The organism is Sedimentibacter sp. MB35-C1, from assembly GCF_030913635.1.
In the GTDB taxonomy this organism is placed as follows: Bacteria; Bacillota; Clostridia; order Tissierellales; family Sedimentibacteraceae; genus Sedimentibacter.
Genome location: NZ_CP133188.1, coordinates 1,142,324 through 1,167,639, shown reverse-complemented (window position 1 = coordinate 1,167,639; position 25,316 = coordinate 1,142,324). Strand labels below are relative to the sequence as shown.

Here is a 25,316-nt window from a genome sequence, read left to right as displayed (position 1 = left end):
TTTATTCAAAGCTTACTTCATAATCATCAATAGCTGCCGCAACTGTAACAGAATTAACCACAGTCTTATTTATGAACAGCCTTCCCTTCTTGCTTCCCATAATTGCGGACCTTTCGCACACACTGTCTACACCGGCAATATTTTTTACAAAATCAGAGTTGGTAAATTCCCCATGAAGGCTGTTAAGCTCATCCTTAGAATATGTGCAAAAGGGAACTTTAAAAATATCCGCCGCTTTTTTGATTCCGTATTCATCTTTTTTCAAATCTATGGAATTTATGGAGCTCACTGCAAAATGTGAAATACCTTGGTCGTTCAGAACTTTCTTAACTGCAGCATAAATGTCCTTAAAATCTGCTCCCTTTCTGCATCCGACTCCTATGGAAACAATTCGCGGAACAAGGTTCAGTGTATTTTTAAAAGGTCGTCTACCAGAATCAAGGGATATGCATATTCCTGTTTCTTTTTCTGCACAGTCTATTTCAAGCGGCAAATCTCCTATGACTTTAAAATCTGATTCAAATCCTATTTTTTTGTTGTCTAGTATTTCTGCTGCTATATCTCTCGCTTTTTTTAAGCTCATAATATGAAGATTCTTTCTGTGAGCCCATTCATCGACAGCAAGTTTCCCGTTCACATCTGTAGCAGTTGTAATAATAGGATTGCCTCCTATAATATCTGCAATTTTTATTGTCAACCTGTTTGCCCCTCCTATGTGCCCGCTTAAAAGGGAAACTACGTTTATACCCTTCTCATCCATACATATTACGGCAGGATCGCTTTTTTTACTTCTTACAAAAGGTGCAACCGCCCTTACAGCTATGCCTGCCGCACCTATAAAAATTATGCAATCTGCATCCCTAAATGACTTTTCAACTGCATTGTATAAATTCTCTTCACGAGGCTTAGCAAACTTAGATGAATCGGCATACTTTTGAGGAACGTAGGCATTCACCGAGAATTTAATTAAATTTTCAATCAATTTATCGCATAGCTTTGCACCATTTTTTGAAAATGCATATATATCAATATTCATATTTTCCTGCCTTTTGTAAACGTTCAGATTCGGCATCTCGGTACTGACCACTGTAAATGCATGATTTTTTGATAAAATTTTCAGCAAACTTTAGATTCCCTAAAAAATTGATATGGGGATATCCCATAAATTTCGTATCATCTGCTATTATAGCGTCCCAGCTTCTGGTAGATTCAGGTTTAATCGCACAAAAGGCATCACCTGTATTCGTACTGTCTGAATAGTGAAACTCATGACCGTTTATAGATTCTCCAATGCCGCACATTAAGTTTTTATTACGGCTGGTCAATGTAATGTATCCAAACCTTCTGAGAGATTCGGTCATATAGCTGTTTCCTTTCACTGCTCCCGCGAGGCTGTATGATTTTCCATCCATGTTTGTGAAACTGTCCATAAGATACATGTATCCTCCGCATTCCGCAAATACAGGAAGACCTGAATTAATTTTTCTATTTATATCCCAGAGCATTGATTTGTTCGCAGATAATTCCTCTATATGCAGCTCCGGATATCCTCCTCCTATATACAGTCCCCCAATGCCTTCAGGAAGCTTTTTATCGTTCATTGGGCTGAAACTTACAATTTCAGCACCCATCTGCTTAAGCAAGTCTAAATTATCCTGATAATAAAAGCAAAATGCCTTGTCATTGGCAACAGCAATTTTTGTTTTTCCTATAAAGCTTATACCAGGTTCCTCATACTCCAAGCAGTCAGAATTTTCAGCCAGTTCAATTAGGCCTTCTAAGTCAACTGTGCAAAGCGCCTGCCTTCCAAGCTCATCGACTATTGCCTGAAGATTTCCTACTTCTTCAGCAGTCACGAGTCCCAAATGCCTGCTTTCCAGCCTACAATCATTCAAGTAAGGCATATATCCATAAACTTTTACATCCGCATTCATTTCAATAATTTTTTTATAATAATTATACATTGCCTGAGAAACATTATTTAGTATTACGCCACAAATGTTACTGTTCTTTCTAAAAGCCTTAAATCCTTCAATTATTGCACACACTGAAGCAGCCATCCCGTCAGGATTAATGACAAGAAGCACCGGACAGCTTAATGACAACGCTAAATCATATGAACTTGACGACGTGCCATAGCCAATTCCGTCGTAATATCCCATGACCCCTTCTATAATTGAAATATCCGAATTAATACTGTTTTTGCCTAATATATATTTACAATTATTTTCGCCCACCATAAATTTATCTAAATTTCTGGAAGGAACTTTTATGACTTTTGAATGAAACATAGGATCAATATAATCTGGGCCAGCTTTAAATGAAGCAGGCCTTTTGCCTCTTAGCATTAGCGCTTTTAAAACCGCTGCCGTTACGGTTGTTTTTCCGCTATTGCTTCCTGCGGCCGAAATCATTATTCTGGGAACTTTTAACTTCACAGTATACCACTTCCCTTTCCGCTTATTATGTAAATTGGATTTTGCCCTATCATCATGTCATACTTTCCTACTTTTTTTGACTTAGACACAGAAACATTTATAATTTCCATATTTTTAATTTTATATTTTTCCATGCAGCTCAAGGCTTCATTTAAGCTCTGCAAAGTTATTGTATTTACAACAATATCTACATCTGGATTTTTTGCCAATACTATTTTGATGATTTGTTCCATATTTCCGGAACTTCCTCCTATGAAACAAGCATCCGGCTTTGGAAGATTTTCTATTGCCAATGGAGCTGAACCTTTTACAACCTCGATATTGCGTGTTTTAAACTTCTGTATATTTTTATATATGAGTTCTGCCGCCTGGGAATTCTTTTCCACAGCGTACACTGTTCCGCCATGCAATTTCAAAGCTGCCTCCACAGATACCGAACCTGTGCCCGCACCTATGTCATATACTGTGTAGTTGCTTTTCAGGTTCAGTTTTCCCACACTCAATGACCTTACCTCACTTTTCGTCATAGGAGCGCTGCCTGTTATAAATTCCTCATCCCTTATTGAACGAAGTCCTTCATCCTTTGATATAAATTCATTATTATGAATTAACATTACAGAGAGGCTTTCAAATTTCATGCCTGCAATTTTTTCCACTTCAGACTCAATTATTCTCTCATTTTCATATGACAGATTTTCGCCTACACTTACCTTTAGATGCCCCAGACCCTTGTTTGTCAAAAGCTCACATATTGCACCCGGTCCAAAATCTCTTCCTGTCAGAATAAAAGTCTTTTCATTGAAAATTACATGGGATACTACATTGATACTTCTCCCGTGGGCACTCAAATAGTTTATATTGTCCCACGAAATGTTCAACTTAGCTGTAAAATACTGAAGTGAACTTATTGCCGGAATATTTTCAATAATAATTTCATTTTTTCGAGCAATGATTTCCGTGATTTTTTTTGACAAGCTGTAAAATCCCGAGTCTCCCGACACCATAATTCCATATGAATTAAAGCGGCTTTGATCTATATACTCGCATATATTTTCTGCATTGGAGCTTTCATAAATCGTTTTACCAGAATCCATAAAACTTTTAAGCATTCTCCCAGCACCTATCAGGCACTCAGAAGAATTTACAGCTTCCTCTGATTTTTTATGCATGTAGCTTATATTTCCTATACCAAGACCTATAATATAAACTTTTTTCATATACTACCTCTAATAAGCTCTTTAAATTTCTCCACCGTTATTCCCTCTTCATATGGCCTCTTTAATACAAGACATTCTGCACCGGTTTTGGTGCATGCAGAGGCCTTTTCCTCAAAGCCTCCCGATGATGAACTTTCTTTTGTCACAACAAACCCACCACCAACTGAATTAATCATTGCAATATTCAATTCCTCGCTGAAAGGCCCCTGCATGCAGATAATATTTTTATTTGAAAATCCAAGCTTCAATGCCCTTTCTAAAGAGCTTGTCATAGGGAGAATTCTGACAAAAATTCTTTGCGCATAATTGCGTACATGCGTAAATTTATCTAAATCTTTGCTTCCTGTAGCAAGAAGAATATTTCCTTCTCTGTTGTTTAAATATGAAACAATTTCATTAACGCTGTCAAAATATAAGCACTGAGAATTTTCGCATACTTCTCTTACTATTCTTAAGTAATTAAGTCTGCAGAATTCTGCTGCCTCTCTCACATTTCTAGAGACTTCAGTTGCAAACGGGTGAGTTGCATCAATTACAAAATCAAATTGATTCTTCTCAAACAACTCAATCATTTCTTTTTTATCAAGCCTCTCACAGTAAACTGTAACATTGTCCATATCTTTTATGAATTGCTCGCCGTAATCCGTAGCTACAAACAATCTAACGCTTACACCAATGTCATTCAGAAATTCGGTCAAAAGTCTGCCCTCTGTCGTACCTCCGAAAATACAAACATGCATTAGTGGGTCCCCTTCCTAAACTCGTGAGTAAATTTTGGATTATATAATTCACTTCTTTCATAGCTGTCGCCGAGAAAATTTCCCACAAGAATAAGTGCAGTCTTAGTTATATTATTTTTTTGCATTGTTTCAGGCAGAGTTTTCACTGTACATCTAAATATTTTTTCATCTGGCCATGTGGCCTTGTACACGACTGCGACAGGAGTTTCTTCATCATACCCGCCTGCAATTAACTCCCGGGATAGTTCCTCAGTCAACCCTGAGCTTAAAAACAATACCATTGTCGCATTGTGAGCGGCAAAAGAACGTATGCTTTCTCGTTCCGGAACGGGAGTTCTTCCCTCCATCCTTGTTATTATTACAGATTGGCTCACATCCGGCAGAGTGTATTCAGCTTTAAGAGATGCTGCCGCACCGCAGAATGAACTGACACCTGGAACCACATCATATGAAATTCCATTAGACCTCAAAATATCAATCTGTTCTCTTATTGCACCGTAAATACTTGAATCACCGGTATGAAGCCTAACCGTGCTTTTGTTTTCCTTTTCCGCCTTTTTCACAACCTCAATTACCTCTTCAAGAGTCATATGAGCGCTGTTGTGGATTTCTGCCCCTTCCTTTGCATACTTTAACAATTCTTTGTTTACAAGAGACCCTGCATATATAATAACATCTGCTTCAGATAAAAGTTTGTGCCCTCTTAATGTTATTAAATCTGCCGCTCCGGGTCCTGCCCCTACAAAATTTACCATACTTTTCTCCTACCAATTTAATAGCCCGTGCTTATTTGAATACATTATGAGCTTAATGTTAATTCTATCTCCAACTCTCCTGTTTATATAATAAAGGGCTCTTTCATATATTTTTTTAATTACTTTTTTATCTAATTTTTCCTTTTTTAATATATCTATTGCCTGCTCAGTAGTAACGCTTGATAAAATCTGAGATATAACGTTACTTCCCGCACCGTATAAACCAGCATAGCAGCCTAGCATTTCCATTCTAAAATCACCGGTGTTGGAATGTGTATTCATCATACCTCCGGCTACTTTAACCAATTTGCCTATATGTCCTACTATAAGTATTTCCTTATAGTCGAGCTCCAAGGCATAATCCAGCACCTCTCCAAGATAATTGCTGAATTTAAGACTGTTTTCACCTTTTATTCCCAAGGTTTTGTCTATAAAGTTTTCCGCATAGTTTCCGGGAAACGCCAAAAGCGTATTGTATCCTCTTTCTCTTATTACCTGCATTTCAATCTTAAGACTGTCAATAAGAGCTTTTTCACTCATAGGTTCCACTATACCCGTCGTCCCTATTATAGAAATACCTCCTACAATTCCAAGCTGCGGATTAAACGTCTTTTTTGCAACCTCTTCCCCTTCGGGAACAGATATCACTATATTAACTCCGCCGCTATACCCATATTGACTGCAAATTCTCTGAACATTTTCAGTTATCATTTTTCTGGGAACAGAATTAATAGCAGGTTCTCCAACAGAACAATCCAGACCTTTCTGAGTTACTTTTCCAACACCCTTTCCTCCCACGATATTTATTTTTCCCGAATCATCCAAACTAACATCGGCATAAATTAAAATACCATCTGTGGAATCAGGGTCATCTCCGCTATCCTTTTTAACACAACATCTAACTCCATGTACGCTAAAAACAGGAGTCTTAATATCAATAATTAATATTTCTCCTCTTGGAAGCCTAACCGACACCTTATCTACAGTTTCGCCTGTAAATATCATCAATGCTCCGGCAGTTGCCGCAGCTGTAGCACATGTTCCTGTGGTAAAACCACATCTTAACTTTTTTCCGTTTACAACCATATACTTTTCCATACGCACCTCATTAACATATTTTGAAAGTATAAAAAAACTTCCGTGTTCACGGAAGTTCTAAATAACAATTGAATGACCATACTATCAAATATGTTCTTATTTTAGATTATCCTCCCGAAAATCTACAAATATATATTCTGGCAGGTCTCCTGACTTTCGGATCATCTAACACACACCTTCCCATGCATAAGCACAGTGGCATCAAGCATTATCACCTTTCACAGTAGCGGGGGCTGTAACAGCTTTTACTGTTTTCCCTTTTAAAACATAAGTTACCACAACATAATATTCGGTTTGAATCAATTATATATTATGCATTAATCATTGTCAATAAATTATAGGTCAGAAAACGGGCCGTATTTATTGACAATTAAAATGTAATATACTATACTTAAATTAATTGAAAAACCATAATATTGGTGCGCCTTGCGATAATAGGGAATTAGGTTAAAGTCCTAAACAGTCCTGCTGCCGTAATGAGAGAGCAATTTTTAAGGTTCAGCCAGCCACTGGATATCCGGGAAGGCTAAAAATTGTTGTGACCTCTGAGTCGGAAAACCTGCCGATATTATTTGCGTAAATACCGCAGATGTCATGTTCTTCAGGAAAAAAGAGCACTGGCTGAATAATAATTTGAACATATTTAAAGCATTGTGGATTTTACGTTTCGGTTAATTTGTCGAGGCGTTTTTTTATGTCCGCAAACTTATATAATCAAGCAGAAAATACTGTTGTACGAATTGTTTAATTGGAGGAGAATCATGAAAAAAAGACTATATTTACCTATTTTAGCATTGATTATTGTATTGTCTCTGTCAGCATGCACAAATGAGCAGTCACAACCTAAAGAACCGTCTGATGAAAATTCAGTTCAAAATGCTCAGCTTATTTCTGAAGACAGGGCAGGAAACAAGATAAACATACCTTCGGAAATTGATAGAATAATATCCATATCACCTGCTAACACAGAAATGATAGTGGCTTTAGGGTATGGAGATAAGCTTGTTGCAGTTGACAAGTATTCAGAAGATATAGCCGGAATTCCTGATGATGTGCCTTTCTTTGACATTATGAACCCGGACGTTGAGCAGCTTGTAGCACTGGAGCCTGACATAATTTATGCTACAGGGATGAGCATGAGTGACGGAAATGACCCATTTAAACCTATTAAAGATCTTGGGATAACCGTTGCATACATACCGTCAAGCGACAGTATAGAAGGAATCTACAAAGACATAATCTTTATAGCCGACTCTCTTCAAGCCGGTGATAAGGGCAGAGATATTGTAGACAACATGAAAACTGAAATATCTAGATTCGAAAAAATTAGTACAACTATTGAAAACAAAAAAAAGGTATACTTTGAAATTGCTGCAGCGCCCGATTTATACAGTTTCGGCAGCGGCGTGTTCTTAAATGAAATGATTGAATTGCTGGGAGCTGAAAACATTCTGAAAGATCAGGAAAAATGGGTCTCTATATCAGATGAAGTAATAGTAGCCTCCAATCCCGACATAATACTCACAAATGTAAACTATATAGAAAATGCTGTTGATGAAATTAAAAACCGCACCGGGTGGGAAAATATAACTGCTGTGAAAAATGATGATGTTTACTATATTGACAATAATTTCAGCTCATTGTCGAATCAAAATATAATTAAAGCAATGGAACAAATGTCCGTAGCAATATATCCGGAAGTTTATAAAAAATGAAAATAAGTATAAAAGTAATAGTTTATTATTTATTAGGTGTATTAGTATTGCTGATTGGAGTGGCTTTAGGAAGCATATATGTGCCGCCGGGGGATATTGCGGCAATAGTTTCAAACAAGCTGTTTTCAACAGAGCTGCCCTCAAGCATACCAGATGTATTCGTATCAATAGTATGGGATCTCAGGCTTCCAAGAGCCATTCTCGCCTTCATTGTTGGAGGTGCTCTTGCTGTAAGCGGAGCCGTGATGCAGTCAGTACTGAAAAATCCTCTGGCTTCGTCCTATACTCTCGGCGTGTCATCAGGCGCATCATTGGGTGCCGCTTTTATTATAGTAACAGGATTCAGCATTCCTTTTCTGAAAATGTTCACCTTGCCTGCAGCTGGACTGTCATGCGGTCTGCTTACTGTTTTTTTGGCTGTGAAATTTGCTTCAAAAATGGATAAAAACTTAGAAAACAACACCATCATATTAACAGGAATGGTTTTTTCATTATTTGTAAATGCAATATTGACACTTATTACTTCCATGTCAGGAGATCATATTAAGCAGCTTACCTTCTGGCAAATGGGTTCATTTGCGCTCAAGGATTGGTCTAGCATTTTTATACTGTTTCCTATCGTGCTTGCCGGTGTTATTATTATTGCTTTTTATTCAAAGGAAATGGATATAATGACATTTGGAGAAGAACAAGCTTTTACAATGGGAGTAGACGTCTTCAAAATCAAATGGATTTTACTCGGTTTATCGGCTGCCCTGACCGGCAGTGCAATATCCTTTACAGGTGTTATAGGATTTATTGACTTGGTCGCTCCCCATGTTGTAAGAAAAATTTTTGGCTCTGCGCACAAAGTTGTAATTCCTATGTCCTGGATTTTTGGAGGCTCCTTCATGGTAATATGTGATCTAATTGCCCGTACAATCATATCTCCTTCAGAGCTGCCTGTGGGAAGCATAACCGCACTGATCGGCGCACCATTTTTTGCTTATGTATATTTTTCTAAAAGAAAGGAATTATAGATGCTCACTTTATCAAATGTTTCTTCAGGATACAACGGTTATGACATAGTGAAAAATATAGACTTACACGTCTCTGAAGGTGAAAGTCTCTGTGTTTTAGGGCCAAATGGATGCGGAAAAACAACCCTTATAAAGACGATAGCCGGTATTATACCTCACAAAGGCTTCATAAAAATAGACGGCAGAGAAATATCCTTAATGAAAAGAACAGAAATAGCAAAAAAAATAGCAGTTATGAACCAAATATCCAGCATTTATTTTTCCTATACAGTATATGAAACTGTACTTTTGGGCAGATATCTTCATATGAAAGAAAGAACATTTAAGGAACCTTCTGCCATAGACAGAGAATATACAGAAAAATGCCTGAAAGCCGTCGATCTGTTAAACCTGAAAAACAAGCAGATTAACACACTATCCGGAGGACAACTTCAAAGAGTATATCTTGCAAGAGCCCTGGCACAAGAGCCAAGTATCATACTTCTTGATGAACCGACAAACCACCTTGACCTTAAAAATCAGGCTGAGCTTATAGATTTTTTAAAAGTTTGGTCCAAACAGAAAGGCCATGCAGTTATAGGAGTACTTCACGATTTGAACTTAGCCATGAAGCTTGCAGATAACGTGCTTCTTCTTAAAAACGGTAACATAGCTGCCTATGGAAGAGCTGAGGATATAATTTCTTCGAAAACAATTAATGACGTATACGATATGGATGTAGCAGGCTATATGATTAAATCTTTAAAATATTGGGAAAGCTTTTAAAGCGCTAAATACCAATTCTATTTCAAAAATAAAATAGCAGAAATTCTTATTTTATTCCTTAATTTTTATATATTCTTTTTTTGGGCATAATATATAAAAATATAGTTTATGTATATAAGGAGATACCTATGAAAAAAATACTTATTTCTGCCTTGTTACTCATGCTAATTTTAACCGCATGCGAGAACGGCAACATCACTGAAGAGTCCAATATACCTAATGAATATAGAATCGAAGATTTTTACCCTTTAACTGAAAACGCTAAGTACATATATGAAGGTGTAGGAAACGAATATACGTCATATACGGTCTTCATAGATTATAAAACTGATAGCAGAGTACAGATAAGGACCAATAACGGAGGGTCCGAGTCTGTTAAAGTTCTAGAATTAAAAGACGGACAGCTGAAAGAAGTATTCTTCAGAGGCGAGACATATTTCCGTGAAAATTTTGCAGATGATGAATATACAGAAAGTAAAATTCTTCTTAAAGAACCTTTAAAAGAAGGAAACAGCTGGTTAACAGGAGAAAATTCCGAAACCGTAATAACTAATATTTCCAAAAAAGTTGTAACTACTCAAGGAAACTTAGATGCTATTGAGGTAACAACAAAAAATAACAATGAAACCGTAATTGAATACTATGCAAGAAATAAAGGACTAGTTAAAACCGTAAATAAAGGAGAAGGTTACGAAACTGTTTCAACATTGTCCGATATTGAAAATAATGTTCCTTTCATTCAAACTGTAACACTATTTTATCCTGATATAAACGGCATAAATTTAAACACAATCGACGTGCCTGTATCTTTTAATACCAATGATGAACCTAAGGATGTAATTGAAAAAACCTTAAAAGATTTGTCTGTTTACGAAATATTCAGTCCCAATACAAAAATAAATGAACTTTATTACAGCCTTGAAGAAAACAGCGCCCATATTGACTTATCTAAAGAATTTATAACTGAAATGAATTTAGGCGCCGGATTTGAAGAAAAGGTACTTACATGTATTGCAAATACTCTTGGGACCTACTACGACACTCATATTGTATATCTTACAATTGAAGGAGGCCCTTATGAATCGGGGCACATAATTCTTGAAGAAGGAGAACCGTTGTCAGTTGATTACAGCAATACAAAAATTCATGAATAAAAAACGAGGCTTAGCCTCGTTTCAAATTGCAGGCTGAACCTCACTTTTATATTGCATACTCATTTAAATAAATAATTTTACTGCCTTTTTTAACTTCTTTAGCAGGAATTCCAACTACTGTAGAGTTAGGGCTGGTATCATGAAGAACCACAGCATTGGCCCCAACCTTCGTTCCAGACGCTATATATATATTTCCGAGTATTTTTGCAGAACTTCCTATAATTACATTGTCTCCAACAGTCGGGTGCCTTTTACCTTTTTCGTTTCCTGTTCCTCCCAAAGTAGCTCCATGAAACATTTTAACATTATTCCCGATAATTGCTGTTTCGCCGATCACAACTCCCATGCCATGATCTATAAACAGTCCCTTTCCTATTGTTGCTCCTGGGTGTATTTCAATTCCCGTCATTCTTCTCCCTATATTTGAAACCCACCTAGCCAGGAAGAATCTTTTCTTCAAATATAGGCTGTGAGAAATTTTATATGCTATCAATGCTTTTATATGAGGATACAAAAATAGTATTTCTATTCTATTTCTTGCTGCCGGATCTCTGCCAAATACAGAATCTATATCTTCAATTATCGATTTAATAAACTTCATCATAATGTCTCCTCCTTTTAGTAATATTTGACCGTCGACATATACTTTTCGCCGCCGTCAGGTGAAACAGTCAATATTTTTTTGTTACTTCCGTATTTTTCAGCCATTTTTCTTGCAGCTGCAACATTGGCTCCCGTAGATATGCCTACCAGTATACCTGTTTTAGCTGAAACCTCAATTGCCGTGTCTATGGCTTCCTCATCAGTTACGGTCAACACCTCATCTACATTTTCTCCACTGTAGGTTTTTGGAATAAATCCCGCCCCAATGCCCTGTATTTTGTGAGATGACGGGCTTCCTCCTGATATAACCGCAGATTTTGAAGGCTCTGCTCCCGCTGTTATTATTTTGCTGTTATATTCTTTTAAGCGTTTAGATACACCTGTCAATGTTCCTCCGCTGCCTACAGACGCGGTAAATATATCTATATCATTCAATTGGCGGATTATTTCCTCTGCAGTTGTTTTATAATGACTCATCGGATTGGCAGGGTTGTTAAATTGATCCGGCATAAAATTATTTTTATCCTTCTTCAAAATTTCATTAGCCCTTTCAATAGCTCCTGACATACCTTTTTGAGCCTCTGTCAATATCAGTGTCGCTCCATAAGAGGATATCATCGCTCTTCTTTCCGCACTCATTGATTCAGGCATTACTATAATTACTTTGTATCCCTTAAGTCTTCCTATCAATGCTAAGCCTATTCCCGTATTTCCGCTGGTAGGCTCGACGATTACACTGTTATTTTTTAAATATCCCTTTTCTTCCGCATCCAGTATCATCCCTAATGCCGCCCTGTCCTTGATGCTGCCTCCGGGGTTAAATTTCTCCATTTTAACAAAAATATTCTCTTCCGGAAGTTTTACTACAGGAGTATTTCCGATTAAATTTAATGTTGTAAAATTACTCATATCATCCCATCCTTTTTGAACCCATAAACTAGAAAATATTTTTAATAGCTAATGCATGCAGATATAAATACAAAAAAACTCCATCTCTATATAGAGACGGAGTTATCCGCGGTTCCACTCTTTTTGGCATACTGCCCACCTTGTGCTAGCACTATCATGCTATTATACGATAACGGATATGCTCCGCAGCAGCCTACTCTGTTACAGATTTCGGTGCTGTACTCCAAAGGGCACTTCATACATACATCCTGTAAGCATCTTTTCAGCCTTGAGATGCTCTCTCTGAAAATTCAATATATACTACTTTCCTTCTTCATTGTATTTCCTACTAATTTAGTTGGGTATATTTTTTACTTATTATATTATAATATTATAAAAAATGCAACTGTTTTTTAATTTTTTTTTCACGTATTTTCTAATTATATTTTAATTTTCTAATCAAATTGTACGTAACCTTAGCAGTAAGGCCCCATATTATATGCCCCTTATAGTCATAAAAATAAACGGGATATCTTATACTTTCCCAATCATATTTTTCTCCGTTGTTAACCATGTGATAAGGAAAATCATCATCTGCCTTCGGCAAATAGTTCATATAATATTTTTCAGGTTCATTATTTAAAAAGAATGAAAAAGGAACAAAAAATAATTTATCAACCTCATCCCGATTGAATTCAATTCTTTGCAAATCCACATTTTTAATATGTCCTAAAAAAGTATAAACAAAAGAGCCGCTTTTGCTCGTAGCATAATCCAGCTCGCTAATTATTTCAACACGGGATTCATCTATTCCCAGTTCCTCGCAGGTTTCTCTCACTGCCGCATACTGCGGGCTCTCATTTTCTTCTATTTTTCCTCCCGGAAAAGATACTTCTCCCGGCTGCTTTACGTATTTCGATCTAACCTCATAAATGATGTGCAGCTCGCCTTCTATTTCAATTAGAGGCACAAGCACCGAAAATCTCAAATCGTCATCCATCGGCCGCGGAGTAACCTTTTTTATTTTGCTTTTTATTTCGTTCAATTCCATCTATTCAATAAACCTCATTAACCCAAATATTATAAATACTAACCCTGATACTGTTTTTATTATATTAGATGGGATATGTTTAGTCAATGCCGTTCCAATAATTATTCCAATCATGCCTATGACCATCATCCCGGCAACAGAGCCTGCAAGCACCATGTAAGGATACTGAGCTTCCATTGCAAGTGTCATAGCAGTAAGTTGTGTTTTGTCTCCCATTTCTCCCAGTAAAAATGTCATAGCAGTCGTAATTATCGGTCCAAATTTATAGTTTGTTTTTTTTCCATCTTCTTCATCATATAAAATTGTTATTATACCAAACACAACAAATATAAAACCTGCAAATAACTGAAGCAATTTTCCTTGAATTACATTTGACAGACAGCAACCTATGGCTACGGCTGCTCCGTGATTGACAGTAACGCCGAGAAATATGCCTAAAAGCATCTGCATTACTGTGTATTTTGCAGCAAGTGTCATTAGCATTAGCTGTGTTTTATCTCCAACCTCGGCTACAAATACCAGAACAAATGCTTCTAATCCCTCTCCCAACATATTTACCCCCCAAATATATTTTTTTACATAATTTTCTTTAATAAATCCGCGCCATATATTATAATATTTGATAACAGGTATAAACAGAACATAAATTAATGATTTTCACGGAGGCATTATGAATTTAAATATATTAATTACTACCGCGCCCTTCGGAAACGGACACAAAATGGTAGCTACAGCATTAAAAAATGCATTTATTAACAAAGGTTACAACAATGTTTTCATTGTTGATCTTTTTACGGAAGCTCATCCTAAAATAACCGAAACAATAAAAAAAGCATACATTAGAAGCTATGAATTCGGAGAAGCTTATTCTATATTGTATTACGGCTCTGAAAAACTTACCGATAAAAAAGTTATTGAATTATATCGAAACTTTGGGTATAAAAAATTGAACGAAATAGCCAGTCAGTTTAAACCGGATGTAATTATAAATACATTCCCCATACTGGCTTCATTGAGGATAAAAAATCAGCTTGGCGAAAATATCCCCGTATTTAACATAGTAACAGACTTCTATGCTCACAAACTCTGGCTGAGTGAAGAGATAGACAAATTTTACATTGCTACGGAAGAACTTCAGGAAGAACTTAAAAAATTGAATATTCCCGTTGAAAAAACTGTGGTGTCAGGCATTCCTATAAGAGATGCCTTTGAGGAAGCCGAAAGCATTTCCATGCTTTACAAAAAGTATAACTTTAAAAGAGGGAAAAAAATTGTTCTCATAAACTCTGGCGCATTTGGAGTGTTTAAAAACATTAAAAAGGTATGCGTAGAGCTTTGTAAAAATAAAATGATTCAGGTTGCTGTTGTATGCGGGAATAACAAAATTCAGAAAGCGAAACTTGAATCACTTGGGCTCAGAAATCTAAAAGTGTTTGGCTTTATTGAAAATATCGACGATTTATATAAAATTTCATGCTGCATGATTACAAAATCCGGTGGGATTACTTTAAGCGAAGCATTGGCCGTACAAATTCCTTTAATAATTATTAAGCCTGTTCCAGGTCAGGAAAAGGAAAATGCATTATACTTTGAAAAAAAAGGGGCAGCTATTATAGCAAACAATTCATACCAGATTATTGACAGCACCATTGAATTAATTAAAAACCCTTCATTGCTTAATGCAATGAAAAAAAACATGAAGAAAATGCACACAAAAGCATCATCCATAAAAATAGTCGATGATGTAGTTGAAAGCATAGAAAAGTAGAAAGATTTCTTTAATCTTGAACGCGGCGTAAAAATTATAATAAAAAATTCTTCCGCCGCGTTCAAATGTATTTATTTTTATTCTATTCTAATTTAGAGCATATTAACTTGCCCAGACGTTCAATACCTATTCTGATTTTCTCGGGATCAACACTACCAAAGCTTATCCTCATGCAATTATTTCCCTTGCCTCCTCTTTCCACATAGAATCCTTCGCCTGCTACATATGCTACCTTAACATCCGCCACAGATTCAACTAGCAACTCTGTAGTATTTATGCCTTTTGGAAGTTCAACCCACATAAAGAGCCCTCCATCAGGAGTAGTTCTTTTTGTGCCCTTAGGAAAATATTTATCAATGCATTCCATCATTGTATCTCTTCTTTCACGATACAAATCACATATCATTTTATGATGTGCAGAATAAAAACCTCTATTAAAAAACTCTGCACATAAAATCTGGGGAAGCATAGAAGTGTGTGAATTTGTAGCTGTCTTAATGTCAAATAATTTATTTACTACTTCATCATCAGCCAATATGTATCCAAGCCTGCTTCCTGCAGAAAAAATCTTTGAGAAACTATTAGCCAATATTGTATGTCCATCTCGATCAAATGCTTTTATAGGAAGCAAGTCACTGCCGCTGTACCTTATATCGCGGTATGGATCATCCTCCAAAATTATAACATCATACTTACTTCCAAGTTCTGCGATTTTTTTTCTTCTTTCCAATGCTAATGTAATACCTGTGGGATTTTGGAATGTAGGTATCACGTAAATCATCTTTGGATTGTATTTAATAATTTTAGCTTCCAAATCCTCAGTATCCATCCCTTTCTCATCCATACTTACAGGAATGCAATTCGCCTGAAACATTTCAAAAACTTCTATGGAATGTACAAAGCTTGGTGATTCAACTAATATTATGTCTCCCGGATTGATGTAAAGCTGACAAAGCATGTTAATGGCTTCCATTCCGCCGCTGGTTATAACTATATTGTCAGATTTTGCGTTTACTCCTTTAGGTGCCAGCAAATCATTCACTACAACATCCCTCAAATCTGATATGCCAAGTACAGGTCCGTACTGCAGTGCTTCAATTCCTCTTTTCTCTGTTCTCATTATATCATTTGTTATTTCTCTTATAATATCAACAGGAAGTGCTTCTTTGGCAGGCGCTCCTCCGCCGAAAGATATAATTTCAGGATCATTCATAGCTCCAAACAATCTTTTTACTACTGCTGCCGAACTTTCCATGTTTGAAATGCGTTTTGCAAATTTAGACATAATATCACCTTCCATTTTTATACTATTGAATAGATTTTATTTCAAAACATATTTAATTTCAAGGATAAATTTGTAATTTAACCACCAAAAACAGTTTATTACATAATTTCCCACGTAGGTTGCATAATAAAATAAAAGCCCTTGTTTTTAAAAACCAAAGGCTTTTGCATAATAATTAATTGTTTTTAGCTTTTGCAATATTATTTGCAATTTCAATAATCCAATCTTCCTGCCCGCCGACAGCCTTTCTGTTGCCACACTCTATCAATATTTCTCTTACGTCAACATTAAATCTTTCAGATGCCCTTCTGGCATGTAGCAAGAAACTTGAATAACATCCTGCATATCCTAGTATCATTGCATCCAGGTTTGTATTTGTTTTCAATCCTTTTGATTCCAGCACTGGTATTAATGCATTTGAGCTTGCGTCCATCGTTTTGAACAAGTCAGCATTATGTTTATATCCCATTTTATTTAATGCGGCTACCAATACATCCGTTGCTGTATTCCCTGCTCCTGCCCCCAACCCTGACAGTGACCCGTCAATGTATGTTGCACCCGCTTCAATAGCTGCAAGTGAATTTCCAATTGCCAGCCCTAAGTTGTTATGAGAATGGTGTCCAACAGGTATATTTAGATTTTTAACCATTGCAGATATTTTTTCTTTTACATTAACAGGAAGCATAGCACCTGCCGAATCAGTGCAGTATACTACGTCTGCACCGTAAGATTCCATTTTTTTAGCTTCTTCAACAATTCCTTCAACACTTGCCATATGTGCCATCATTAAAAACCCAACTGTAAACAACCCCATTTTTTTAGCAGCTCTAATGTGCTGCGCTGCAACATCTGCTTCAGTTACATGAGTTGCTATTCTTACAGCCGTTGCTCCATAATTTTGAGCTTTTTTCAGGTCTTCAACTGTTCCTATCCCAGGCAGTAATAATACTGTTAATTTAGAATTTTTTATAACAGACGAGGCTGCTTTAACTATATCAAAATCATCATAATCAGCAAATCCATAGTTAATGGTTGATCCAGTTAGTCCATCTCCATGCCCAACTTCAATTAAATCAATGCCTGCTGAGTCTAGTGCCGATACAACCTTTTTAACATCATCGGCGCTGAATTTATGAGACACTGTATGACTTCCGTCTCTTAGTGTTGTATCTGTTAAATAAATTTTTGCCATTATCTTGATCCTCCTGCTAAATGTTGAGCTCTTCTCTCTGCTGTATAAATAGCAGCAGATGTAATTATATCTAAATTACCTGAATATACAGGCAAGTAATCTCCAAGTCCCTCCACTTGAATCATAGTTGTTACTATATCATCTTGAATTATAGGTTCTAATAAAATTTTATACCCAGGAACAAATTGATTGAGCTCTTTTACTGCATTATGTACTGATTCCTTTATTGCATCAAGGTTTGTATCTTTTACTTTTGTGTATATTGTATTTCTCATAAAAATTGGAGGTTCCGCTGGATTCAATACTATTATTACTTTGGCTTTATCTGCTCCTCCGACTTCTTCAAGAGCCTTTCTTGTTGTAACTGTGAATTCATCTATGTTAGCCCTGGTCCCTGGGCCTGCACTTTTGCTGCTAATAGATGACACTACTTCTGCATAAACAACGTCTGATGCTTTGTTTATTGCCGCAACTATAGGAACTGTTGCCTGACCTGCACATGTAACCATGTTTACATTGTCAGCATTCAGCATTCCTTCAACAAGGTTAACCGTTGGTACGCAATATTGTCCAACCGCTGCAGGAGTTAGATCTATTGTAAAATAACCTGCAGCCTTTAATTTTGGGGCTGCTGCTGCATGAGCTGCCGCACTTGTTGAATCAAATACTATATCAAGATCGGGGTGATTAGCTATCATATAATCTACTCCGCCTGCAGAAGCGTCTGCCCCAAAACCTCTGGCGATATCCAACCCTTCTGATTCTTTAATATTAACCACACATTTTAGTTCCAAGTATGGACTTCTTTTAATCTTCATCATTAAGTCAATACCTATGTTACCTGGTCCGATAATACCTACCTTTAACTTTTCCAAAATAGTTACCTCCTAGTTGTTATAATATATTTATGTATTCTTATCAAAACATTATGTTAATGCTGTTTTAGCATTATAAAAGCTTATTTTATAACATCTCTAATATTTATGTCATTTAGCATTTATATACTCAAAGTTTATTTATTTAAAGCTTTCATAAAAGCATCATATACTGCAGGTTCACAATCAGCCTGAATCATTTCTTGTGCACTTTTTGCCTTTTCAGAGAATGCTGAGAGTTCCTCTGGTGTGAGCTCTACAACCGTAACTCCGTAATCTTCCATTTCTTTTCTAAACTTTTCAAGGTTATCGTCTTGATATTTATTTGCCTCAATTATAGCTTTATTAGCCCCTTCGTCTACAACAGCTTTTAAATCGTCAGGAAGACTGTCATAGAATGCTTTATTCATAATCCAAGAAACAGGCTGATAAATGTGGTTAGTTGTAATTATATAATCCTGTTGTTCATAAAACTTTTGAGAATATATAAGCTCTATTGGGTTTTCCTGAGCATCAACTGTTCCTTGCTGCAAAGCAGTATATAATTCATTGAACGGTAATGGAGTCGGATTAGCACCTATTTGTTTCCATACTTCCATATGATATTTATTCTCCATTGTACGCAATGTCATTCCTTGTACATCTGCAGGTGCATGCACTTCTTTATTTGAAGTAAGGGCTCTGAACCCTTGATCAGATGAACCTAAATACTTAAACCCAGCTTTTTCATATTCTGCTGAAATTGCAGCAGCATATTCCAAATCGCTTAAAACTTTGCGTGCCTGTTCTTTATCAGTAAACACAAATGGCAAGTCGTTAATAACTGCTGATGGAACAAAATTCACCTGTGGAGCAGCCGATGACCCAATTAATGTAATGCTGCCTGTTTGAGTTCCTTCAATTATTTCACGGTCACCACCAAGTTGTGCGTTAGGATAAATGTTGACTGTTATTTTTCCGCCGGAATTTGTTTCAGCATATTCTTTGAATGAAGTTGCAAACCGTTGAAATGAAGTAACTTCTGTAGTTGAATGAGCCAAAGTTATTGTGTAGGTTCCGTCCGACGTATCATTTGAAACAGCTGAGTTAGAGCTTTCTGAACATCCATTCAATAAACCTAATAACAAAACTACTGATATTGTTATCGCTAAAAATTTTTTCATATAATTTACCTTCCTTTTTAAATTTTAATAAGATTTATTTAGCTGGTTGCGCTAATTGTTTTTTATTTACAGCGTTATATGGCATCTTGCCGGTTACTAAAACATCAATTGCTGAAAAAGCAACTTTTTGATGTTGTTCAGTTGATGCTTCCGCAGAATTATAGGCGCTATGTGGATTAACTATAATGTTGTCAAGTTTATAAATATCTGCATTCGAATCAAATATTGGTTCTATTTCTACAACATCTAGCCCTGCAGCTTTAACCTTTCCACTTTTTAATGCTTCCATTAAATCATGTATATTTATGATTGGACCTCTTGCAGTGTTTACTATCAATACACCATCCTTCATTTTTGCGATAGTCTCTTTATTTATAAGATGTTTAGTTTCAGGAGTAAGAGGTGTATGGATTGAAATTGCATCTGCTTGCGAATATAATTCATTTAGAGTAACACGCTTTACATTTAATTCTTCAAAAAAACTGTCAGGCAAATAAGGATCATAGGCTATTACATCCATGTTAAATCCACTCATATATTTTACAAATAACCTTGCTATGCTTCCAAATCCAACTAAACCTAATGTTAATCCATTAATTCTGTTAGTTGTGTATCCTTCATTAGCACTCCAGTTTCCTCTTCGACATGATCTGTCCAGCAGCGTAACCTTCCTGTTTATATCCAATAATAATGCCATGGTGTGAGTGGCAACATCCGGCTGACAGTAGTCAGGAAGATTACATACTATTATGCCTCTTTCCGTTGCAGCTTCAACATCTATAGTATCGTAACCGATTCCATAACGTACTATTACCTTGCAATTTTCAAGCTGATCTATAAGCTCCCTGTTCATATCTACATAAACCAGTCCAATTCCGTCAGCATCTTTAGCAACCTCAAGAACTTCTTCAGCAGTTTTGCATTCAGCAATTATGCATTCAACTCCTTGTGCCTCCAAAATACTTTTTTCAATGTTAAAATCACTTCCTGCCAGTTCCTGACTGTCCAGAACAACAAATTTACTCATCAATATCCTCCTAAAATAATAATATTTATTATGTACAAACTATTTGATAAGGCTAAGACTTACCTCAGGTATAAATGTAATAGCCATCAGCGATATAAAAAATGCAATTATAAACGGTATAGCTTTCTTCCCTATATCCATTACCGAAATTCCAGTCATAGAACTTGCAACATATAAGTTCATTCCAACAGGAGGTGTTACAAAACCTATTGCAAGATTAACAACCATTATTACACCAAAATGAATTGGAGTGATTCCTAAAGTTGTTATAATAGGCAGGAAAATTGGAGTTAAAATTAATATAGCTGCCAGTGTTTCCATAACCATCCCAACAAATAATAAGAAAACATTTATCACAAGCATAATCGCCACTTTAGATGAAAAAGTAGCCATTATACTTGTTGCTATCTGTTGAGGTGCCTGCATTAATGTGAGAACACGTCCAAATACTGTAGCAGTTGAAACGACTAGTAACACAGGTGCCGCTGTAGTAATGGTAACTTTCATAATAGATTTTAAATCGCTGAACTTTAAGCTTTTATACACAAACAAGCTTATAATTAAAGCATATATAACTGAGATATTTGCCGCTTCCGTTGGAGTTACTACACCGCTGTATATCCCTCCCAATATAATTATGGGAGTTAGTAAAGCCCAGAAGCTGTCACCTAATATTCCAAAAAAGCCTCTGCTTCTAAGTTCATTAAAGTTTTTGTTAAGCTTATTCTTGTCTTCACCATTTTTCTTGCAATAATAGAAAGCATATGACATTAAGCATAATCCAATAAGAAGCCCAGGCAAAACTCCGGCAATAAACAATGAACCTACAGATTCACCTGAAGAAAGTCCATAAATTATGAATGGAATACTTGGTGGGATTATAACTCCTAATCCTCCAGCTGTTGCAACCATTGCAACAACAAACTTCTTATCATAGCCTAACTCTATTAATAGAGGAATTGTCATAGCACCAACTGCAGCAACCGTTGCAGGTCCAGAACCCGATATGGCTCCATAAAACAAGCATGTTATAATAGTTGCTATAGGAAGACCTGCAGTTTTATTTCCGATAAAATATGAGAAGAAATTAAATAATTTTTTTGAAATTCCCCCTTGCGCCATTAAATTTCCTGATAGTATAAACAATGGGACAGCAAGCAAGGAATAAGAGTCAACTGCAGTAATCATATTTCTGAAAACGTATACCGCATCTGCCGGAAGAGCCGGATTTATTATAGAGGCTGATATTGAAGTTATTGCAACTGCAATACCTATTGGAACTCCGATTATTAATGTCACCATAAATATTGTAAATACTGACCCTACCATGATTGTTCAGCCTCCTTTTCCATTACTTGCCGCCCTTTAATTTTTAAATAATATTTTTGAATTAACCTAACTATCGTTAGCAATAAGCCTATCCATAATGCAGCATACACAAAAAGCATTGGAAATTGCATTGCCGGGCTGAGCTGATTACTGTTTTTTAAAAAATAAATTACTGTAATACCTGGCTTTATCATATAAGCACAAAATAACAAGAAAAATAAATCGCCTATATATTCTAAAGGTTTTTTTAGTGCTGGAACAAACTGTTCAATAATATCAAGTCGAATATGCGAATTATTATGAACTGCATAACTAATTCCTAAAAATGTAAACCATATAAAAAAGTATCTTGACATCTCCTCAGACCATGAAATTGATTGCTTAAAAACATATCTCATAACCACTTGTAAGCCCATAATTAAAACGATTGCCCACAATGAAATCCCCATTAATGTCTCTTCCAAATTATTGTTAAGCCATTTTAAACTTTTCAAATCAAAAACCTCCTAATCATTGTCTAAATATTTATTTCTTCCCCTTATTATACAATCTTATATGTTAATATAATTTTCCTCCTTTCTTATAAAACTCATAGGATAATATTCATTTTGTTGTTATTACGTTTTCCTTTCTTTTGTTTTATATTGTCAAACTAAGTTTGATAGTGTAGCTCTAAAAAAAGTCAAATCTCCTTTGGATTTGATAATGCAAAACTGAGTTTTGATTATTTTGAAAAATTTAAGGGTATTAATCAATATACCCAATTTTTAAAGATATTTCTTCAGCTGCTTCTTTTATTATTTTAATAGATTCTTGAATTTTATCTTCATCCATCCTTACAGTTGGCCCAGATACACTAATCCCATATATTGCTTTGCCAGTATAATCAAATATGGGAGCAGCTAAACATGTAAGACCTATAGCTATCTCTTCATTATCAAATGCGTATCCATTTTCTTTAACTGTCTTTAAGACTTTTATAAGTTCCTGCTTATCAGTAATGGTATTTGGCGTAAGTTTTTCTAGCTTTTCAGGAATTATTTTATTTATTGTATCATCATCTAAATATGCCAGCATTGCTTTTCCCAAGCCGGTACAATATGCAGGGTTTCTTGCTCCAATATTAGTATAAATTCTCATGGATTGTTTTGATTCTTTCTTATTCACATATACAACTTCTGAATTATCTAGACTTCCTATATGCACTGTCTCTTGTAACTTATTGCATACATTTTCAATTATTGGAGTTGTTATTTGTATTATGTTCAATGATTTTGATGCTATATCTCCCAACTGAATTAGATATAATCCGAGTCTGTATTTTTGCGTTTTCCCGTCTTGGTCAACAAACCCATGATATTTCAGAGTGCTTATTAAACCATGCAATGTACTTTTATTAATATCAAGCTCATCTGATATCTCTGTCAGCTTCATTTCGCGTCCCTTTTCTGCCAACAGCCTTATAATCAGTAACGCCTTGTCAACAGATAGAACTTTTCCAAGTATGTTCATAAAAACCCCTCTACATCTTACTTATTTAGATGGCAATAATTCCCCAAAATCGCCACTTTTTATTTCCAGCTTTGCCGTATGAATAGCCACTTCTTATTCAATATCTGGTGTAGCGTAACTTCTTTTAGCATATTTCAAAGATTAAGCAATATTCATAACATTTGGGTCACTTCAACTTTATTCTAATTTTCTTTTATAGATTAGCAGATGTTTTCATATTTGTCAATATATTTTTTGCATTGTCAAATCGTTTTTTGTATTGACGAACAAAAGGGAGCCAAATAGGCTCACTATTATTTATGTTTATTTTTTCCAATTTTCTCGCGGAGAACTTTGTAAAGACATTTCTTGAAATTTTCATCCTGCTCTTTAGTTCTTTTTGACGGTCCCTTTGTTTTTCCGCCTTGCTTCCTTATTCTCGCGCTGATGTACCTGGATTGAAGCAAGCTGTCTATATTATTCTTGTTTATAAAAAAGCCTGCTGTATGGATTACTGCCGACGCCTTCCCCAATACAAGACTTGAAAGCCCGTAATCCTGAGTAACAAGAATATCATCCTCCTTAAAAATTTGAACTATCTTATAATCCACGGATTCTCTTCCCTGCTCTACTACAAAAACCTGGTAATCACTTACAATGTAATGATCAATATCTACGACAATAATAAGTTCAATTCCAAATTCCTTGGCTGCCTCTTCGCATATTTCCTTTACACGCTGTGGACATGCATCTCCATCTATAATGATTCGCATGAAAAATCTCCTTTTATATTTAAATTATGACCTATTACAATTAAATGTTAAAGCAATATCAAAAATTTTACTATTTTATTTATCTTAATCATCGGTGCTAAAGGCTTAATGAATTTGCAGATTAAGCTATAAATTAGTTTTTCCTAGATTTTCCTAAGTGAGTAAATATCATTTCTTACGTGCTTTAATAGCGGAAGTTCACTTCTCACTTTTTTTACATAATCTAAATCAATTTCCTGAATTATGTATCCCTCTTTTTCGTCCATTCTGTTTAAAACATTGCCCCACGGCGACACAACTAAGGAATTTCCGTATGAATGATATGACGACTCCATATCTCTTGCCGGTGCAACACCTATTGTATATACTTGGTTGTCCAGAGCCCTCGACCTGAAATTAAGCTCCCAATGAGCCGGACCTGTTGTCATATTAAATGCCGCAGGGTAAATTATTACTTCCGCTTCTCCCGCAGCAATTAATCTGCTCAGCTCAGGAAATCTTATGTCGTAACATACAGCAAGCCCTATTCTGCAAAATTTTGTTTCAAAAATTGTTACATCTTTTCCCGGCGTAAAGGTATCTGATTCTTTGAAATACTGCCCCCCCTTTACATCTATATCAAACAAATGCATCTTCCTATGCTTTGCTATTTGTTTACCATTTCCGTCAAAAACATATGAGGTATTATATATTTTATCTCCTTCCGATTCAGGTATGGTTCCAGCCACCACATATATTCCTGTACGCTCTGCAACCGCTCTTAAAGCTTCGTAGGCAGGACCTCCCTGTTCTTCGCTAAATTTTTTAAAATATGAACTATCGTAAGGGCAGCAAAACATTTCCGGCAGCACGGCCAAATCAGCACCTTCTCTTGAAACTTTTTCAATTAAATTCACTGCATTTTTAATGTTTTTTTCTTTATTATCATAAACCTTCATCTGCAGCAAGGCCGCATTAAATTTATCCATAA

The 25,316-nt window shown here is 35.8% G+C and carries 25 protein-coding genes, 2 riboswitches and 1 other annotated feature; of the genes, 5 read left to right on the top strand and 20 right to left on the bottom strand.

Going from position 1 to position 25,316, the window contains the following annotated elements:
* Position 1: 1 nt before the first annotated feature.
* The 6 genes from RBQ61_RS05335 to cbiD are packed head-to-tail and all read right to left on the bottom strand — an operon-like array spanning position 2 to position 6,248.
* Positions 2-1,036, bottom strand: coding sequence for a cobalt-precorrin 5A hydrolase (locus RBQ61_RS05335; protein ID WP_308139479.1), 1,035 nt, complete (start codon positions 1,034-1,036; stop codon positions 2-4).
* The gene (locus RBQ61_RS05330) at positions 1,026-2,438 is read right to left on the bottom strand and encodes a cobyrinate a,c-diamide synthase (RefSeq protein ID WP_308139478.1); all 1,413 of its coding nucleotides are present in this window, start codon (positions 2,436-2,438) and stop codon (positions 1,026-1,028) included. The genes RBQ61_RS05335 and RBQ61_RS05330 overlap by 11 nt, the downstream gene beginning before the upstream one ends.
* Complete coding sequence (gene cbiE, locus RBQ61_RS05325; RefSeq protein WP_308139477.1) at positions 2,435-3,655, bottom strand: precorrin-6y C5,15-methyltransferase (decarboxylating) subunit CbiE; 1,221 nt, start codon at positions 3,653-3,655, stop codon at positions 2,435-2,437. Before cbiE ends, RBQ61_RS05330 begins: the two co-directional genes overlap by 4 nt.
* A complete protein-coding gene (gene cobK / locus RBQ61_RS05320) occupies positions 3,652-4,395 on the bottom strand; it encodes a precorrin-6A reductase (protein WP_308139476.1) in 744 nt (247 codons plus the stop codon). The genes cbiE and cobK overlap by 4 nt, the downstream gene beginning before the upstream one ends.
* Positions 4,395-5,150 carry a precorrin-4 C(11)-methyltransferase gene (cobM, locus tag RBQ61_RS05315; protein ID WP_308139475.1) on the bottom strand — a complete coding sequence of 252 codons (756 nt, stop codon included), beginning with the start codon at positions 5,148-5,150 and terminating at the stop codon, positions 4,395-4,397. The genes cobK and cobM overlap by 1 nt, the downstream gene beginning before the upstream one ends.
* Positions 5,151-5,159: 9 nt before the next feature.
* Positions 5,160-6,248, bottom strand: a complete 1,089-nt coding sequence (cbiD, locus tag RBQ61_RS05310) for a cobalt-precorrin-5B (C(1))-methyltransferase CbiD (protein ID WP_308139474.1) — start codon at positions 6,246-6,248, stop codon at positions 5,160-5,162.
* Between the two features lie 121 nt (positions 6,249-6,369).
* Positions 6,370-6,543, bottom strand: a riboswitch (cobalamin riboswitch).
* 105 nt (positions 6,544-6,648) lie between these two features.
* Positions 6,649-6,830, top strand: a riboswitch (cobalamin riboswitch).
* A 179-nt stretch (positions 6,831-7,009) separates the two neighbouring features.
* Between cbiD and RBQ61_RS05305 the strand changes: the two genes are divergently transcribed.
* The 4 genes from RBQ61_RS05305 to RBQ61_RS05290 all read left to right on the top strand — a co-directional run bounded on the left by RBQ61_RS05305 (position 7,010) and on the right by RBQ61_RS05290 (position 10,901).
* Positions 7,010-7,963, top strand: a complete 954-nt coding sequence (locus RBQ61_RS05305) for an ABC transporter substrate-binding protein (protein WP_308139473.1) — start codon at positions 7,010-7,012, stop codon at positions 7,961-7,963.
* Positions 7,960-8,982, top strand: coding sequence for an iron ABC transporter permease (locus RBQ61_RS05300; RefSeq protein ID WP_308139472.1), 1,023 nt, complete (start codon positions 7,960-7,962; stop codon positions 8,980-8,982). Before RBQ61_RS05305 ends, RBQ61_RS05300 begins: the two co-directional genes overlap by 4 nt.
* The gene (locus RBQ61_RS05295) at positions 8,983-9,747 is read left to right on the top strand and encodes an ABC transporter ATP-binding protein (protein WP_308139471.1); all 765 of its coding nucleotides are present in this window, start codon (positions 8,983-8,985) and stop codon (positions 9,745-9,747) included.
* A 128-nt stretch (positions 9,748-9,875) separates the two neighbouring features.
* Positions 9,876-10,901 (top strand): GerMN domain-containing protein, encoded by a 1,026-nt coding sequence (locus tag RBQ61_RS05290; protein WP_308139470.1) that lies wholly within the window; start codon positions 9,876-9,878, stop codon positions 10,899-10,901.
* 46 nt (positions 10,902-10,947) lie between these two features.
* On the opposite strand, the gene epsC is transcribed toward RBQ61_RS05290, so the two are convergent.
* The 4 genes from epsC to RBQ61_RS05270 form a co-directional block, all read right to left on the bottom strand.
* Positions 10,948-11,505 carry a serine O-acetyltransferase EpsC gene (gene epsC / locus RBQ61_RS05285; protein WP_308139469.1) on the bottom strand — a complete coding sequence of 186 codons (558 nt, stop codon included), beginning with the start codon at positions 11,503-11,505 and terminating at the stop codon, positions 10,948-10,950.
* 14 nt (positions 11,506-11,519) lie between these two features.
* Positions 11,520-12,413, bottom strand: coding sequence for a cysteine synthase A (gene cysK / locus RBQ61_RS05280; protein ID WP_308139468.1), 894 nt, complete (start codon positions 12,411-12,413; stop codon positions 11,520-11,522).
* 89 nt (positions 12,414-12,502) lie between these two features.
* Positions 12,503-12,739 (bottom strand) — a binding site (T-box leader).
* 89 nt (positions 12,740-12,828) lie between these two features.
* On the bottom strand, positions 12,829-13,443 hold the full coding sequence (locus RBQ61_RS05275) for a CoA pyrophosphatase (RefSeq protein WP_308139467.1): 615 nt from the start codon (positions 13,441-13,443) through the stop codon (positions 12,829-12,831).
* Positions 13,444-13,995 (bottom strand): TMEM165/GDT1 family protein, encoded by a 552-nt coding sequence (locus tag RBQ61_RS05270; RefSeq protein WP_308139466.1) that lies wholly within the window; start codon positions 13,993-13,995, stop codon positions 13,444-13,446.
* Between the two features lie 118 nt (positions 13,996-14,113).
* Between RBQ61_RS05270 and RBQ61_RS05265 the strand changes: the two genes are divergently transcribed.
* Complete coding sequence (locus RBQ61_RS05265; RefSeq protein ID WP_308139465.1) at positions 14,114-15,211, top strand: glycosyltransferase; 1,098 nt, start codon at positions 14,114-14,116, stop codon at positions 15,209-15,211.
* Between the two features lie 82 nt (positions 15,212-15,293).
* Here RBQ61_RS05265 and RBQ61_RS05260 read toward each other — a convergent pair whose 3' ends face one another.
* The 10 genes from RBQ61_RS05260 to RBQ61_RS05215 all read right to left on the bottom strand — a co-directional run bounded on the left by RBQ61_RS05260 (position 15,294) and on the right by RBQ61_RS05215 (position 25,314).
* Complete coding sequence (locus RBQ61_RS05260) at positions 15,294-16,496, bottom strand: PLP-dependent aminotransferase family protein (RefSeq protein ID WP_308139464.1); 1,203 nt, start codon at positions 16,494-16,496, stop codon at positions 15,294-15,296.
* Between the two features lie 175 nt (positions 16,497-16,671).
* Complete coding sequence (gene dmpG / locus RBQ61_RS05255) at positions 16,672-17,688, bottom strand: 4-hydroxy-2-oxovalerate aldolase (protein ID WP_308139463.1); 1,017 nt, start codon at positions 17,686-17,688, stop codon at positions 16,672-16,674.
* Entirely contained in the window at positions 17,688-18,563 is an 876-nt protein-coding gene (locus RBQ61_RS05250; protein ID WP_308139462.1) for an acetaldehyde dehydrogenase (acetylating), read from the bottom strand. The genes dmpG and RBQ61_RS05250 overlap by 1 nt, the downstream gene beginning before the upstream one ends.
* A gap of 137 nt (positions 18,564-18,700) precedes the next feature.
* Positions 18,701-19,726, bottom strand: coding sequence for a TRAP transporter substrate-binding protein (locus RBQ61_RS05245; protein ID WP_308139461.1), 1,026 nt, complete (start codon positions 19,724-19,726; stop codon positions 18,701-18,703).
* A 34-nt stretch (positions 19,727-19,760) separates the two neighbouring features.
* Positions 19,761-20,753 carry a C-terminal binding protein gene (locus tag RBQ61_RS05240; RefSeq protein WP_308139460.1) on the bottom strand — a complete coding sequence of 331 codons (993 nt, stop codon included), beginning with the start codon at positions 20,751-20,753 and terminating at the stop codon, positions 19,761-19,763.
* 39 nt (positions 20,754-20,792) lie between these two features.
* Positions 20,793-22,085, bottom strand: a complete 1,293-nt coding sequence (locus RBQ61_RS05235; protein WP_374049910.1) for a TRAP transporter large permease — start codon at positions 22,083-22,085, stop codon at positions 20,793-20,795.
* Positions 22,076-22,576: a TRAP transporter small permease gene (locus tag RBQ61_RS05230; protein ID WP_308139458.1), complete on the bottom strand. Its 501-nt coding sequence runs from the start codon at positions 22,574-22,576 to the stop codon at positions 22,076-22,078. Before RBQ61_RS05230 ends, RBQ61_RS05235 begins: the two co-directional genes overlap by 10 nt.
* A gap of 253 nt (positions 22,577-22,829) precedes the next feature.
* Positions 22,830-23,594, bottom strand: coding sequence for an IclR family transcriptional regulator (locus RBQ61_RS05225; protein WP_308139457.1), 765 nt, complete (start codon positions 23,592-23,594; stop codon positions 22,830-22,832).
* Positions 23,595-23,887: 293 nt separating this feature from the next.
* The gene (locus RBQ61_RS05220; protein WP_308139456.1) at positions 23,888-24,346 is read right to left on the bottom strand and encodes a DUF188 domain-containing protein; all 459 of its coding nucleotides are present in this window, start codon (positions 24,344-24,346) and stop codon (positions 23,888-23,890) included.
* A gap of 143 nt (positions 24,347-24,489) precedes the next feature.
* Positions 24,490-25,314: a carbon-nitrogen hydrolase family protein gene (locus RBQ61_RS05215; protein ID WP_308139455.1), complete on the bottom strand. Its 825-nt coding sequence runs from the start codon at positions 25,312-25,314 to the stop codon at positions 24,490-24,492.
* Positions 25,315-25,316: the final 2 nt, after the last annotated feature.